The 13,664-nt window shown below is 68.0% G+C and carries 13 protein-coding genes; 8 read left to right on the top strand and 5 right to left on the bottom strand.

The window, feature by feature from the left end:
* Positions 1 to 3: 3 nt before the first annotated feature.
* Together G4Z16_RS01180 and G4Z16_RS01175 are read left to right on the top strand one after the other, a co-directional pair.
* On the top strand, positions 4 to 1,416 hold the full coding sequence (locus G4Z16_RS01180; protein ID WP_197348730.1) for an MFS transporter: 1,413 nt from the start codon (positions 4 to 6) through the stop codon (positions 1,414 to 1,416).
* 40 nt (positions 1,417 to 1,456) lie between these two features.
* Positions 1,457 to 2,221 carry an SDR family NAD(P)-dependent oxidoreductase gene (locus G4Z16_RS01175; protein WP_197348729.1) on the top strand — a complete coding sequence of 255 codons (765 nt, stop codon included), beginning with the start codon at positions 1,457 to 1,459 and terminating at the stop codon, positions 2,219 to 2,221.
* Positions 2,222 to 3,305: 1,084 nt separating this feature from the next.
* On the opposite strand, the gene G4Z16_RS01170 is transcribed toward G4Z16_RS01175, so the two are convergent.
* From G4Z16_RS01170 to G4Z16_RS01160, 3 genes are read right to left on the bottom strand one after another with little or no spacing between them, the layout of a single operon-like run.
* Positions 3,306 to 4,277 (bottom strand): sugar kinase, encoded by a 972-nt coding sequence (locus G4Z16_RS01170; RefSeq protein WP_197348728.1) that lies wholly within the window; start codon positions 4,275 to 4,277, stop codon positions 3,306 to 3,308.
* Entirely contained in the window at positions 4,274 to 4,423 is a 150-nt protein-coding gene (locus G4Z16_RS01165) for a hypothetical protein (RefSeq protein ID WP_197348727.1), read from the bottom strand. The genes G4Z16_RS01170 and G4Z16_RS01165 overlap by 4 nt, the downstream gene beginning before the upstream one ends.
* Positions 4,424 to 4,441: 18 nt before the next feature.
* Positions 4,442 to 5,917 carry a mannitol dehydrogenase family protein gene (locus G4Z16_RS01160; RefSeq protein ID WP_207794540.1) on the bottom strand — a complete coding sequence of 492 codons (1,476 nt, stop codon included), beginning with the start codon at positions 5,915 to 5,917 and terminating at the stop codon, positions 4,442 to 4,444.
* A 114-nt stretch (positions 5,918 to 6,031) separates the two neighbouring features.
* On the opposite strand from G4Z16_RS01160, the gene G4Z16_RS01155 reads away from it, so the two are divergent.
* The 3 genes from G4Z16_RS01155 to G4Z16_RS01145 all read left to right on the top strand — a co-directional run bounded on the left by G4Z16_RS01155 (position 6,032) and on the right by G4Z16_RS01145 (position 7,811).
* The gene (locus tag G4Z16_RS01155; RefSeq protein WP_197348725.1) at positions 6,032 to 6,823 is read left to right on the top strand and encodes an IclR family transcriptional regulator; all 792 of its coding nucleotides are present in this window, start codon (positions 6,032 to 6,034) and stop codon (positions 6,821 to 6,823) included.
* A gap of 502 nt (positions 6,824 to 7,325) precedes the next feature.
* Positions 7,326 to 7,484, top strand: a complete 159-nt coding sequence (locus G4Z16_RS01150; RefSeq protein WP_197348724.1) for a hypothetical protein — start codon at positions 7,326 to 7,328, stop codon at positions 7,482 to 7,484.
* A gap of 3 nt (positions 7,485 to 7,487) precedes the next feature.
* Positions 7,488 to 7,811: a DUF4190 domain-containing protein gene (locus tag G4Z16_RS01145; RefSeq protein ID WP_246530607.1), complete on the top strand. Its 324-nt coding sequence runs from the start codon at positions 7,488 to 7,490 to the stop codon at positions 7,809 to 7,811.
* A gap of 132 nt (positions 7,812 to 7,943) precedes the next feature.
* On the opposite strand, the gene G4Z16_RS01140 is transcribed toward G4Z16_RS01145, so the two are convergent.
* Both G4Z16_RS01140 and G4Z16_RS01135 read right to left on the bottom strand, forming a co-directional pair.
* On the bottom strand, positions 7,944 to 8,651 hold the full coding sequence (locus G4Z16_RS01140; protein WP_197348723.1) for a GAF and ANTAR domain-containing protein: 708 nt from the start codon (positions 8,649 to 8,651) through the stop codon (positions 7,944 to 7,946).
* 314 nt (positions 8,652 to 8,965) lie between these two features.
* Complete coding sequence (locus G4Z16_RS01135) at positions 8,966 to 9,667, bottom strand: FadR/GntR family transcriptional regulator (RefSeq protein WP_197348722.1); 702 nt, start codon at positions 9,665 to 9,667, stop codon at positions 8,966 to 8,968.
* 102 nt (positions 9,668 to 9,769) lie between these two features.
* Between G4Z16_RS01135 and G4Z16_RS01130 the strand changes: the two genes are divergently transcribed.
* The 3 genes from G4Z16_RS01130 to G4Z16_RS01120 are packed head-to-tail and all read left to right on the top strand — an operon-like array spanning position 9,770 to position 13,520.
* Positions 9,770 to 10,558, top strand: coding sequence for an enoyl-CoA hydratase/isomerase family protein (locus tag G4Z16_RS01130; RefSeq protein WP_197348721.1), 789 nt, complete (start codon positions 9,770 to 9,772; stop codon positions 10,556 to 10,558).
* Positions 10,555 to 12,120 carry an acyl CoA:acetate/3-ketoacid CoA transferase gene (locus G4Z16_RS01125; protein ID WP_197348720.1) on the top strand — a complete coding sequence of 522 codons (1,566 nt, stop codon included), beginning with the start codon at positions 10,555 to 10,557 and terminating at the stop codon, positions 12,118 to 12,120. The genes G4Z16_RS01130 and G4Z16_RS01125 overlap by 4 nt, the downstream gene beginning before the upstream one ends.
* A 35-nt stretch (positions 12,121 to 12,155) precedes the next feature.
* Positions 12,156 to 13,520, top strand: coding sequence for an MFS transporter (locus tag G4Z16_RS01120; protein WP_197348719.1), 1,365 nt, complete (start codon positions 12,156 to 12,158; stop codon positions 13,518 to 13,520).
* Positions 13,521 to 13,664: the final 144 nt, after the last annotated feature.

Here is a 13,664-nt window from a genome sequence, read left to right as displayed (position 1 = left end):
ACGATGTCCCAGCAAGCACTATCAACGCCGGCCACCAGGAACATACGGACCGACAGCGAACTGCGGCGCGTAGTCACCGCGTCCGTCGTCGGGACGGCTCTTGAGTGGTACGACTTCTTCATCTACGGCACGGCGGTCGTGCTGGTCTTCAACGACCTCTTCTTCGTCCAGGACGACCCGGCCATGGGCACGCTGATCGGGCTGGCCACGTTCGGTGTCGGCTTCATCTTCCGCCCCGTGGGCGGCTTCTTCTTCGGTGCGCTGGGGGACCGTATCGGCAGGCGCTCGACGCTGGTACTGACGACGCTGGTCATGGGCCTGTCCACCGGCGTGATCGGGCTGCTGCCGACATACGCCTCGATCGGCGTGGCCGCCCCCGTGCTGCTCACTTTGATGCGCGTGTGCCAAGGGCTGGGCGCGGGCGCCGAGTTCGGCGGTGCGTCGACACTGCTCGCTGAGCATGCCCCGCCACGGCGGCGCGGATTCTACGCTTCCTTCGCGCAGATGGGCGTGCAGATCGGGCTCGTGCTGGGGATGGTCGTCTTTCTTCTGGTGGGGCTGCTGCCGCAGGGGAGCCAGCAGAGCTGGGGATGGCGGCTGCCGTTCCTCTTCAGCTTCGTACTGATCGCGGTTTCGCTCTATCTGCGGCTGCGTGTCGCTGAGTCCCCGGTGTTCAAGCGGATGAAGGAGAAGCAGACCGTGGTGAAGCTGCCGGTGCGGGAGGCGCTGCGCCGCTACCCGCGCAGCTTCCTGGTCGGCATCGGCGCGCACATCTGCGACACCTCGGTCGTGTACATCTACGCGACGTTCTCCGTGTCGTATCTGACGGTCCAGGTCGACCAGCCCAAGTGGGTCGCCCTCACGGGCGTGATCTCCTTCGGACTCGTCGTGATCGCCCTTCAGCCGGTATACGGAGCGCTGTCCGACCGCATCGGACGCAGGCCGCTGAACCTGTTCAGCGTGATCTTCACGGGGCTGTTCGCCTATCCGTTCTTCCTGCTGCTCGACACCGGCGTGCCCGTCGTGATCTGGCTGGCCATGATCGTGGCGACCTCGCTCGGGCTGGCCCCGATGATCGCCGTCCAACCCGCCTTCTACGCCGAGCTGTTCGGGGCCCGCGTGCGCTACACCGGGTTCGCGGCCTCCCGCGAGATCGGCGCGGCCCTCGCCGGCTTCTCGCCGTTCATCGCCGCGGCGCTGCTCGGCTACGCGGACGGCGACCCCTGGCTCGTCGCCGTCTTCATGGCGGGCACGGCGATCATCTCGCTGGTCGCCTTCCTGTACTCCAGGGAGTCCCGGGAGACGGACCTCGCACTGGAAGAGCACGCTCCGGCCGCTCCTCCCGCGGCGCCGTCCATCGCAGAGGGGACGGGCAGTACGACCGAGCCAGGTGGCGGGGTCCGGGACAGCGTCTGAGCCGAACTTCAGGGAATTCAGGACCGAGTAGGGGCTGCACATGGATCTCAAGGACACCGTCGCCGTCGTCACCGGCGGCTGCACCGGCATAGGCCGTGCCACGGCCCTGGCACTTGCAGACGCCGGGGTAGGCGGCATCGCCGCGAGCTGGACCCGCTCGGCGGACGCCGCCGAAGCGCTGGTCGCGGACCTGGCCGAGACGGGCTGCCAGGTCCTGACGGCACAGGCGGACGTGTCCGAGGACCCCGCCGTGCGTGCCTTCGCCGGCAGCGTGCTCGAGCGCTTCGGGCGGGTGGACGTACTGGTCAACAACGCAGGCACCACCCGCCCCGTTCCCGAGTCCGACCTGGAGGGACTCGATGACGCCGTCTGGCATGAGCTGCTGAACGTCAACGTCGTCGGAGCCTTCCGCAGCGCCCGCGCTTTCGCGCCGGCGCTGCGCGAAGCCGCGGGTGCGGTCGTCAATGTCTCCTCCATCTCCGCCTACCGTGCGGGCGGTTCGTCCATCGCGTACGGGGTGAGCAAAGCGGCCATGCTGCAGCTCACCAGAAACCTGGCCAGCGCACTCGCCCCGGAGGTCCGCGTCAACGCCGTCGCCCCGGGCACCGTCGCCACCCGCTGGCAGACAGCTCTGCACGGCGAGGACGGCTTCGCGGAACGGGCACAGGCCGAGTCCAGGAACGTACCGTTGCGCAGGACTTCGGCGCCCGAGCACGTCGCACAGGCTGTCCTGGGCCTGCTGGGAATGGACATGGTGACGGGAGAGACGGTGATCGTGGACGGAGGCAAGCACATCCGGTATTGACAACTAGCAGGACCCGCACACCCGTTACGGGTAGTGGCGGATGCCCGCTTCGGTGCATTCGCAGTGTTGGGCTCGGGCGGCGGAGGTTGCAGGGTTCGACGCAGCGATACTCGCCGACGCATCGTGCTGGAGCCGGACTCCGGGGCTCGGGGTGTGATGTCCAACCCTGCGAATACGCGCTGCCGGGCAGCCCGGCTCCCGGACTGCGTGGCCCAGCACCCAGTTCGGTTGCACTGCTGTCCGCCCGCACTGTTGTAGCCGAGGGCGTGCGACTTGCGGCCGCAGCGACCCTCGCGTCCTTGGCCATCCGCTGCTGGTGGCCCAGGAGATGGCCACTCTGATCAGCTCTGCAGCGGGCGCGTGCGCTCGCCGTCCTGCCCACTGGCACTTGTGAGCCGGGATTAATACCCCGCGCTTCAGGTACCGTTCGCGTGCTGCGACCGGTTGCTGGACTGGCCTCTCGTCGGCTGGGAGAAGTTGTGGTGCCGGGCCCCGCCACCTGCGAAAGGCGAGCATCAGGCCTTCCGCTGTGCCTGCCTGGAGCCAAGCCGCCCCGCCTGACGGCCCGCGCGAGCGGTTCGGCGAGGTGCCTTCCTGATGACCGCTCTGTCGCCGACTTCGGCCGCGCCCTGGACGGTGTGCCGGAACGGCTGGCGGAGGGCTTCACCGCGTTCTGCATCGAACCTTCAGTTCACCGGCGATCCCATAGGCGTGGACGGATTCTGCGTGAGGTGGTGCACCGCGTGCAGCATCTTGTCTGAACCGCGCAGCTGTCGAGGGTGGTTCCGTTGCTCACGGACCGCAAGCGGTCACCGCTGCACCAGGCATGAGCAGGGGGGGCTCGATTCTCGCTGCGCGTGCACGTGTCGCTGGCGTCGTCCGTGTCGGTGCTGCGGCTGAGCGCCTCCCACCCGCCGTCGTTCTCGACGCGCTTGCTCCAGGCCTCGCGTCCGTCTTCAAATGGCGTCGCAGCTGGCGAGCAGGCGAAGGGGAGGCTCGTTGAGATCCGCGAGACGCGGCACGAGCGCGGCGACCTGGCGACACCTTCGCCGAGGCGGAAGGAGCTCACCCGCAGCGGACCGGCTCAGCGCTGGACCGGGTCGCCGTCGGCACCCAGGAAGGCCTCGAGTTCGGCGGGGGTCGGGGCCGCCTCCCAGTCGCCGGGGGTCGTGCACATCGCGGCGCCACAGGTGTTCGCCCGAGCGAGCTTCTCCGTGGCACTCCAGTGTTGCAAGTCACCACTGAGGTAGCCGGCCACGAAGGCGTCCCCTGCTCCTACCGTGTCGACGACGTCGACGCGATGGGCAGGAGCGTGGACCACGCTGCCCTGGGTGTACGTCGACGCACCGTCGGCGCCTCGCTTGACGACGATCTCGCGCGCGCCCGTGGGGTCGAGGGTGCGTGTCAGCTCGTCGACCGTCACAGAATCATCCGTCACAGCACCGGGAACCACGTACGCCAGCTCCTCGGGGGAACCGAACACGAGGTCCGCCTCCCTGACGAGTTCGCCCAGCACGTCCGCGGCAACGTCCGCGGGAGCGAGCGTCGACCGGTAGTTCACGTCGAAGCTCACGCGCACGCCGCCGGCCCGGGCCCGCTGTACGACGGAAAGACACGCCTCGTGCGCGGAGTCCGACAGCAACGGAGTGATGCCGGTGAGGTGCACGAGCCCGACGCTCTCGACGAGATCCGCGGGCACGTCCGTGGCGGCCAGCCTCGAACCCGCGGAACCCGCACGGTAGTAGTACACCCGCGACATCCCCGGCCCTCTTAGCTCCTTGAGCATGAGGCCGGTTGCCGCCTCCGGGTCGAGCAGTGCCCGCGCGTCGACGCCCTCGCCGCGGATCTCGCGCAGGACCCGTCTGCCCAGCGAGTCGTCTCCGACCCGGCCGATCCACGTGACCGGAACCCCAAGCCTGCTCAGGCCGACGGCGACGTTCGTCTCCGCGCCACCGATCCCGATGTGTGCTTCGGATACGTGCGCGAGCGAACCGATGCGCCCGCCGGTGAGCAGACCCATGGTTTCGCCCAGTGTCAGAACCCGAGGGGCCGTCATTCGGTTCCCCTCCCCGCGCACACCCGGACATACCGCACGCGCAGCAGCACCTCGCTGTCGGCGGGTTCGAGGACGGCGACGTCCTCGAGCCGCATGTCCCGGGTGCCGTGGATGCACAGGACCTTCATCGTGGTGATCAGCTCCAATGGGTCGGCCAGGGAGGCTCAGCGGGAGGCGGCGACGTCGGCGGCCGCGGCGCGCGCACCGTCGCGGATAATGAGCGTGAGCAGGTCGGCGACGCGGGTGGTGAAGGCGTCCTGCTCGGTGAGGGCGTCCGGGAAGAAACCGCCGTTCATGATTCGGCGCACGTGGTCGGGAACGGTTACAGCACCGTCGACGGCGGCAGCGAGCCGGCCGCGGGCGGGTTCGACGATGCACTCGGCGAGCGGCTGCGGGGTGAAGCCTGCCGGTGGGGCGATGCACGCGATCCACGCGGCGGTGCACAGCGCGAGGTGGTGCGGCATGTCGCCGCGCCGGAGGTGGAAGAGCGCCGCGTCGGGGATGCGCTGGAGGAGCTTGACGGATCCGTCGGATCCCACCTGGGTGGTCGCGTGCCCGATGAGGGGATTGCGCCACCGGGCGTCCAATTCGGATACGTACGCGTCGGCGTCGAATCCTGTGGGTGGGGTGAACGTCGGAAGGTAGTCGTCGCTGATCTCGTTCAGGACCGCCTCGCGTACGAAGTCCTGTCGCCACGCGACATCGATCGTCGGTGCACCGGAGAGGATTCCGAGGTAGGCGATGAGCGAGTGCGATCCGTTGAGCAGGCGCAGCTTGACCATCTCGTACGCCTCGAGCTCGTTCGAAAACCTTGCGCCGGCCTGATCCCAGGCCGGACGGCCGCCCGCGAAGTCGTCCTCGAGAACCCACATGGTGAAGTGCTCGGCGGGAACGGGGCACATATCCGTGACGCCGAGCAGATCCGCGACGAGACGTGGGTGCTCGTCGGTCGTCCCCGGCACGATGCGGTCGACCACCGCGTTCGGAAACGACACCGACGAGGACGCAAAGGACAGCACATCGCTGCGGACGCCTGCCGCCTGCAGGAACTCCTCAACCACGGCACGCGTGACGTCGCCGGAGGACTGGAGGTTGTCGCAGGACAGGACGGCGAACGGCGCACCTGAGAGGGCGCGTTTCTCGAGACCGCGAGCGATCATGCCCACCACGGTGCGCGGCGTCGAACCTGCCATGAGGTCTGCGGCGACATCGAGGGCGTCGAGTGCCAGCCTGCCGGTTGCAGGGTCGCGTGTGTAGCCGGCCTCGGAGACGGTGAGCGTGACGATGCGGTGCGCCGGATCCGCGATCGCGTCCACGACCGCAGCGGGATCCCGGGCGGCTACGTCGATGTCGCGGTGGACGTCGATCACACCCGCCTCGGCGCCGCGTTCGGTGAGCTGAAGGACCGAGTACAGATTGTCCTGGGCTCGCATCGCAGCCACGACCCGGTCCGACGAGTGCGCGAAGCCGCGGATGCCCCAGTTGCCACCGGCGGCGGCCATCGCGTGCGCGGTGTAGACCGCGCCGTGCGCGCGATGGAAGTTGCCAAGGCCGAGGTGGACGATTCCCGTCCGGTCCGGCGCGGAGGCTCCCAGGAGCGATCCCGCTGGCACACACTTCCGGCCCAGTGGCTGTGGCATGACATCCCTCGCCTCTATGCGTTTCACATCGCGAACCGCCTATTTTGCATGTCGGACCACAAGTTAATCTCACGCTGAGCGCGATGCAAAATCGGCCGGGACGATAATGGGGCTATGAAGACCGAGCCCGCATCGGAGACGCCGCCCGTCACGAGCCTCGACCGCGCACTCGTCGTGCTCGAGACGGTCGCGACAGCGGGCCCTGAGGGACTGGCTCTCGGCGAGATTGCGGCGCGCACGGGGATCAACAAGGGGTCGGTCCACCGACTGCTCCGCGGCCTCGCGCACCGCGGATACGTGGTGCGCGACGGCGACGACCGCAACTACATCCTCGGCGAGGCGCTCAGGCGGATGGTGCGGACATTCGGCGCGGGCGACAACCTGCCGCGGCTGTTCCGGCCGCTGCTGCTCGAACTGTCGCGCAGGACGGAGGAACTCGTCCACCTTGGAGTGCTTGACGGGCGCCGCGTCGTCTATCTCGACAAAATCGAGCCGGAGCGCTCCGTCCGCGTGTGGTCGCGTGTCGGCCGACGCGCGCATATCGCGAGTACGGCCCTCGGACGCGCGCTGGTGGCCGCGGCTCCCCCGAACGAGTCACTCCTGACCAGCTACGTCGAGGAAGCCGACGCCGACCACGTGCACGCTACGCTCGGCCACCGGTTCCGCGACGCAGTGGACACCGCACGCACGCGTGGATGGGCGATCGACAACCAGGAGAACGAAACCGGGATCGCCTGCGTCAGCATCGCCCTCACGTCCACGACCTCGCAGGACGTCGCGATCAGCGTCACCGGCCCCGCCGAGCGCATGACCACCGACCGGCTCGCCGAGATCGGCGCACTGCTCCGCGAACTCGCCACCGACCTCGCCCCAGAGGAGTACACCCTCACGCCGACAGCGGGGTGACCGAGCGCCGGACGACTCGCGGCGGAAAGGCGTCGCCCGGTCTGGATCACGTGACCACGAAGAGCGAACAACGCACATCCTCGACGCACTGGAGGCCGGGCGGCCTCCCTGGCGGCGTTGACGGCCACCGAGCTCGCGCAGCTCATGGCGTGGTTCCCGGGCGTGCGGGATACCGGGAGACCGGCGATGGCGAGCCTTAGCCAGATCGCATCGCGTGGCCGTGGGTGAGGCGGATCATGGCCTGGGCCGTGTGCTGGTGCTGAAGTAGGAGGCGTCCAAGCCAGCGATCACTAGGGCCTCACGGCGGATCTTGCCATCCCATGATCCCAAGCCGACCCTCCCGTCGGGTCCTGTACGTGCGGAACTGCGGGCGTGACTCAGGTCATCCAGCAGGCAAGTGTCGCCAGACCAGGACAAGGTACACAGGAGCTCAGTGAACAAATGGTATTCCAAATGTTCACTGATAGAGAGTTGAACGGCCCCGTACGACGAAAGGCCATAGATGCTCTTCCTGGTCGCCGCATTTCTCCTGCTGGGACTCCTGGTGGGCACCGCGGCACACATACCGGTCCCGGCCACGTTCGCCGCGGCCGCAGTCATCGGAACCTGGCTGCTGATCTTCGCCGTCCGCGAGCGCAGGCATCACAGTCACGGGAGGTGACGCATGAACGCGATGAACACCCTCGATCGCCCCGGTCATCACGACCGGGGCGATGAGCAGCCCCCGCCCGAGCGGCGCCGCTGGAGTGCCGTGGTGCGCGAAGCCGACTCCATGGCTGTGGCGGCCTTCGTCCTGGGCCTCGTCGGACTGCTGGTCTTCAACGCGGTCCTCGGCCCCTGTGCACTCGTGTTGGGCAGCCTCGCCCTGCTGCGGAATACCAGGCGCCGCCTGCGTGCCGTACTCGGCATCACCCTGGGTGCGGCCGACCTGATCGTGCTCGCTACTGTCGCCGGCGCCGATCAGACATTCATCTGGGGCGTCGGCTGAGCCCATGCGGCTGCTTCATCGGAAGCAGCGAAAGCCGCGAACGAACCGTGTGGGCGGTGTCGTGATGTACGCACCGCCCACAGGTGGTGAGCCCTCAGACGGGCTCCGACAAGCGGGGGCCAGTCCACGAGCTCAGCCGATCCTGGACCCGGGGATCTCCCCTGTTTCCGCAATCGTGCGGGCGACATCGCGCAGTCTGGTGTTGGTGTTCTGCGAGCTCTTCTTCACTATGACGAAGGCTTCGCTTTCGCTGACCTTGTAGCGCTCCATCAGGATGCCCATGGCCTGGCCGATTACGTTCCGGGTCTCGATCGCGCTGGTCAGCTGGGCGTGGCTGCGGGCGCTGGAGAAGGCAACCGCGGCGTGGGAGGCCAGGAGCCATCCCACTTGTTCGGATGCTTCGGTGAATGCTCCAGGCTGGGAGGAGTACATGTTCAGGGCGCCGAGATTGTCATCCTCGGTGTACAGGCAGAAGCCCATGATGCTCCCGATCCCGAGTTCCTGAGCTCTGGGGGCGAATCGTCTCCAGCGGCCCGCGGTGCTGGTGATGTCGTGAATCCGGTAGACCACCTGGGCCCTCCGTGTGACATCGAAGCACGGGCCTTCCCCCAGTTCTTGCTGGAGCTTGTCGGAGGCGCGGACCAGAGCACTGTGTCCGGCGATCGTCCTTACCCCCTCGTTGCCCTCGATGACCAGGACGCCGGCGTCCTCGCACCCGTCGACCAGATCCACGGCGTGCGCCACTATCTGGTCGAGGGTTCCCTGCACAGACTCCTGGGTCAGTAGGTTCCGGGCCATGTCGGCCAGGCCTGCGGCGAGCTCGCCCGACACATACGTCATCGCCCACACCTCCAGCCAGCCATCGGGGTTCCACTCTCCGGAAGCAATTTATCGGGCGTCAGGCCGGAACCGGATGCCCCCGGCGCCAGGTGAAAGGTACCCGTGACCTGTAGGGGCCTGCCTCCATCTCAGTACGCTCCCGGAGGATGGCGCGGTCCGAGCTGGGTGCTTGACTCTCCAAAGGGGACAGGGGGGCGGCACCGCGCCGCCCCTTCCCACGGTTGGCCATGCAGTGAGTCGGCTGCCGCCGGCCGGCCAGAGACCCTTGTCAGTCGCCATGAGATCGCTCCGCGTCGGGCTTCATCGATCTGGGGTCAGCTGCGGCGTCCTTGTTCACCGAGTCCGGTGATGTGCCGGCGCATGAGGCGTTCGGCCTCTTCGGTCTGGCGGCGCTTGAGCGCGTCGAGGATGGCCAGGTGTTCGTGGTGCAGGTGGCTGCGGTTCGCGATGGCGCCGCCGAGCGTGATCCAGGCGTGCAGCCACAGTTCGTGGATCGCCTGCTGGAACTCGACGAGCACGGGATTGCCCGTGGCCCTGGCCAGTCCGGCTTCGAAGCTGGGGTCCAGACTTCCCTGCTCGGAGGCGGCGGCCAGTTCCTTGCCGGCCCGTTCCAGGGCAGCTTCGGCGTGCGTGAGGTCGAGCGGATCCTGTGTGGCGAGCAGGCGCACAACCTGGCACTCGATCCCGGCGCGGACTTCCGAGAGTTGCTGGACGTGCGCTTCGTCGACGTGCTTCGGCGGTGTGAGGGACAGCAGGGTGTGCGGGACCGGCTCGGCGACGAACGTGCCGCTGTTGCGCCGGATGTCAACCTTGCCCATGCCTTCGAGAGTTCGTAGGACCTCCCGGATGGTGACCCTGCTGACGCCGAGTTGTTCGGCGAGTTCCCTTTCCGACCCGAGCCGGTCGCCGGGCTCCATCTGCTCGACCAGGTTGGAGAGCTGATCCAGGGCAGAGCGGAAGATCTCGATCTTCCGAATCGGCTGCAGTCGGAAGGGCAGGCTGCGGTCCTCACTCACAGCAGTTGTTCTATCACATCAGACCTCTGGCACCTGTCCGCAGTGGACTGTGGACAGTCCAATCTGTTGACAGTGGTCAGTGGACAGACCAATATCTTCGCCATGCCTCAATCCCATGACGTGAGCAGCGAGGAACTCGACTGCCGAATCGAAGGCGGAGTGGCGCGGCTCCGGCTCAACCGTCCGGCGGCGCGGAACGCGCTGAACGGTGCCCTCGTCGACGAGCTCGACGGGCGGCTCGCCCTGCTCGACGACGACGAGTCCGTGGGTGCCGTCGTGCTCGCCGGCGCCCCGCCCGGATTCAGCGCCGGTTCCGACGTGAAGGAGCTGGCCGGGATGACGGTGGCCGACATGGCCCGCCACGAGGCGCGGACCGCTCGCGTCGCACGGTCGATCCAGCAGCTCGGCACTCCTGTGATCGCCGCAGTGGAGGGCTTCGCGCTGGGTGGCGGTTTCCTCCTGGCGGTCAGTTGCGATCTGGTGGTCACAACCGCAGACGCACGGTGGCACCTCCCCGAAGTGCAGCTGGGATGGGTACCTCCGTGGGGGCTTCAGGCGCTCGCGGCACGTTGCGGGCCGGTGTTGACGAAACGTTTCTCCTGGGGTGAAACGAGTACGACCGGTGCCGACCTGCACCGGCTCGGCGTGGTGGAGGAACTGGCCCATTCCGGTGGTGCCGAGTCCGAGGCGCTCACGATCGCCTCCCGGCTGGCGGCCCTGCCGACGGCCGCCGTCGGGGCGACCAAACACGCACTGGCCGACGCCGTTCTCGCCGGAGCCGAGGTCCTCGACGCCCGTGCCAACCGGATGTTCGCCGAGAACTGCCGGACCCCCGAAGCGCGCACCAGCCTTGATCGATTCGCACCGACGACAGCCGAGGAGAGCCGATGAACAAGATCTGTGACGTGTCCGCCGCCGTGTCCGTCATCCGCGACGGCCAGACCGTGGGCAGCACCGGCGTGATCGGGTGGCTGACACCGGACGCGGTCCTGGCGGCCCTGGGGCAGCGATTCGAGGCGACTGCCTCGCCCCGCGACCTCACCTTCTTCTTCCCCGTCGGAACCGGCGACGCCGTCGGCATCCCGGGCATGGACCACGTGGCGAAGAAGGGCCTGATGCAACGGATCGTCTCCGGCTCCTACATCAACCCGCGGCACCCGCAGACGGGCCGGCGACCGGCCTTGATGGAGCTGATCCAGAACGACCTCATCGAGGCCTACAGCTGGCCGATCGGCGCGACCATGCACTGGCTGCGCGAGGTCGGACGGCGCAGTCCGGGATATCTGACCCGCATCGGGCTGGGCACATACATCGACCCCCGACACGGAGGGGGCAAGTTCACCCGGCAGGCCACCGAAGACCTCGTCGAGGTCGCTGAATTCCGCGGCCGGGAGCACCTGTTCTACCCCTCCTGGCCCCTGGACGTAGGCATCATCCGGGCCAGCAGCGCCGACGAAGCCGGCAACCTCTCCTTCGAAGAGCAGCCGCTCACCTCCAGTTCACTGGCACTCGCCCTGGCGGTGAAGGCGAGCGGCGGGACGGTCATCGCCCAGGTCGGCAAGGTTGTGCCTCGCGGCTCCAGGCCCGCCCACGAGGTGCGGATCCCTGGCGTGCTCGTCGACCACGTCGTGGTTGCCCCGGACGAGATGACCGGCACGGACGTGCGCCAGGACCCCGGCTATCTGCGCCCCGTCGACGACGTGGCCGGGAGCCTCCCGCGGTTGCCTTCCGGAGCGGACAAGATCATCGCCCGTCGCGTGGCGCAGGAGATCCGTCCCGGCGAACCCTCGATCTTCGGATTCGGAGCGGCCTCCGACGCGGTTCTCGCGATGGCCGAGGACGGCCGCTTCGAGGACGGCGCCCTGGACGACTACGTCTTCACCACCGAACACGGGCCGTTCGGAGGTGCCGTCATGAGCGGGTGGCAGTTCTCAGCCAACTACTCCCCGGAGGCCCTCCTGGACGGGGCCTACCAGTTCGACTTCATCGACGGCGGCGGCTGTACCTTCGCCGCCCTGGCCTTCGCGCAACTCGACGCCGCGGGCAACGTCAACGTCAGCCGATTCGGAAACGCCAATCCCGGAGCGGGCGGCTTCATCGACATCGCGCACAACGCCCGGCGGCTCGTCTTCGCCGGGACCCTCACCACCGGCGGGCTGGACATCGACACCAGCGGCGGTGTCCTGCATATTCGCCAGGAGGGGAAGGTCTCCAAACTCGTCGACCAGGTCGACCACATCACCTACCGCATCGCAGACGGCATCCGCGACCGGGGGCAGGAAGCCCTCGTCGTCACCGAACGGGCCGCCTTTGAGCTCACACCCGCGGGTCTGCGCCTCACCGAGGTGGCCCCCGGCATCGATGTCCGACGAGACGTCCTCGACCTCATCGGGTTCGACGTATCCGTCTCCGACCGACTCACGACCTGGGACGCGTCACTGCTGCGCCCCTGATCCCCATCAGGACTTCCCTCTACCGGAGAGACACCATGAGCAGCAACACCGAGCCACTGCGGGAGACCGCGCCCCGGACCGGCGTGGACCAGCAAACAGACACACAGCGCATACGCCCCGTCATCACCGCCAGCGTCGTCGGCACGATCATCGAGTGGTACGACTTCTTCATCTACGGCACCGCTGCCGCCCTCGTCTTCGGCAAGCTCTTCTTCCCGGCCTCCAGCTCCCTGGCCGGAACGATGGCCGCCTTCGCCACGTACGCCGTCGGATTCGCTGTCCGGCCGATAGGCGGCGCGGTGTTCGGGCACTTCGGCGACAAGCTCGGCCGCAAGACGATCCTGATCACCACACTCGCCGTCATGGGGGTCACCACGACGCTCATCGGGCTGCTGCCCACCTATGCCCAGATCGGGATCTGGGCACCCGCACTCCTCGTCGTGCTGCGCATGGCGCAGGGCTTCGGTGCCGGCGCGGAGTTCGCCGGCGCCGCGATCATGGCAGTCGAATACTCACCCGTCGGGCGGCGCGGGTACTTCGGAAGCTGGCCGCAGATCGGAGTGGCCATCGGCCTCGCCGCCTCCAGCGGCGTCTTCGCCCTGGTCGGCCTGCTGCCCGAGGAAGCCTTCATGTCCTGGGGCTGGCGCGTCCCATTCATCGCCAGCGCCCTGGTGCTGCTCGTCGGCACCTGGATCCGGATGCGTATCAGCGAGACACCGGTCTTCCAGGAGGTCCAGAAGGAGAGGAAGGTCGCCCGCTCACCACTCACCGAAGTCCTCCGGAACCACCCCAAGAGCTTCCTCGCCGTGCTCGGCATGCGATTCGCCGACAACGCCGTCCTCTACATCCCCGTCGCCTTCACCCTGACGTATCTGGCGGAACGAGGAGTGGAGAGCAGCGTAGGCCTCACCGCGGTCCTGCTCGCCTCCGGCGTCCAGGTCGCCACCATCCCCCTCTTCGGCGCATGGTCGGACCGGGTCGGGCGGCGCATGGTGTATGGAGGAGGAGCCGCCGTCTCGGCGCTGCTGCTGGTGCCGTACTTCCTCCTCCTGGACACCGGAAACACCTGGCTCATCTGGCTCGCAGTCATGCTCCTCGGCGGCCTCGCCTACTCCGCCATGGCCGGAAGCCAGCCCGCCTTCTTCAGTGAACTCTTCCACCCCCGCGTCCGCTACACCGGAGTCGCCGGCGCACGCGAACTCGGCGCAACCGTCGGCGGGTTCACGCCGCTGGCCGCGACCGCACTGCTCGCCGCCTACTCGACCGGCCTCGCCGTGGCAGCGCTGGTCATCGTGATGTGTCTGATCAGCGTCGTCTCGGTGCTGTGGGCGCCGGAGACGCGTGGGCGCCGCTTCGACGTCGAGAAGCCCGGGAGCTCAACTGACGATCCCCTCAACTGACCGCCCTGGCCGCGGCGTTGGAGAAAAGCCAAACCCTCTGCGGGTTACTCGCCGCCGACGCGGGGCGGGCCACCGGCACCGTGAACACACTCCGCTGAACACCTTGTTCCCACATCGCATCCGCCTCTGCATCCCGTCCACTCA

This window comes from Streptomyces bathyalis (genome assembly GCF_015910445.1).
Taxonomy (GTDB): Bacteria; Actinomycetota; Actinomycetes; order Streptomycetales; family Streptomycetaceae; genus Streptomyces; species Streptomyces bathyalis.
The sequence above is the reverse complement of the archived record's forward strand: the minus strand, read 5'-3'. Positions and strand labels throughout refer to the sequence as shown.

Excerpts from the sequence above, each read along its gene's own strand:
- G4Z16_RS01120 (WP_197348719.1), top strand. The coding sequence starts at position 12,156 with ATGAGCAGCAACACCGAGCCACTGCGGGAGACCGCGCCCCGGACCGGC.
- G4Z16_RS01180 (WP_197348730.1), top strand. The coding sequence starts at position 4 with ATGTCCCAGCAAGCACTATCAACGCCGGCCACCAGGAACATACGGACC.
- G4Z16_RS01170 (WP_197348728.1), bottom strand. The coding sequence starts at position 4,277 with ATGACGGCCCCTCGGGTTCTGACACTGGGCGAAACCATGGGTCTGCTC.
- G4Z16_RS01130 (WP_197348721.1), top strand. The coding sequence starts at position 9,770 with ATGCCTCAATCCCATGACGTGAGCAGCGAGGAACTCGACTGCCGAATC.
- G4Z16_RS01125 (WP_197348720.1), top strand. The coding sequence starts at position 10,555 with ATGAACAAGATCTGTGACGTGTCCGCCGCCGTGTCCGTCATCCGCGAC.
- G4Z16_RS01145 (WP_246530607.1), top strand. The coding sequence starts at position 7,488 with ATGAACGCGATGAACACCCTCGATCGCCCCGGTCATCACGACCGGGGC.
- G4Z16_RS01160 (WP_207794540.1), bottom strand. The coding sequence starts at position 5,917 with ATGCCACAGCCACTGGGCCGGAAGTGTGTGCCAGCGGGATCGCTCCTG.
- G4Z16_RS01175 (WP_197348729.1), top strand. The coding sequence starts at position 1,457 with ATGGATCTCAAGGACACCGTCGCCGTCGTCACCGGCGGCTGCACCGGC.
- G4Z16_RS01150 (WP_197348724.1), top strand. The coding sequence starts at position 7,326 with ATGCTCTTCCTGGTCGCCGCATTTCTCCTGCTGGGACTCCTGGTGGGC.
- G4Z16_RS01155 (WP_197348725.1), top strand. The coding sequence starts at position 6,032 with ATGAAGACCGAGCCCGCATCGGAGACGCCGCCCGTCACGAGCCTCGAC.
- G4Z16_RS01140 (WP_197348723.1), bottom strand. The coding sequence starts at position 8,651 with ATGACGTATGTGTCGGGCGAGCTCGCCGCAGGCCTGGCCGACATGGCC.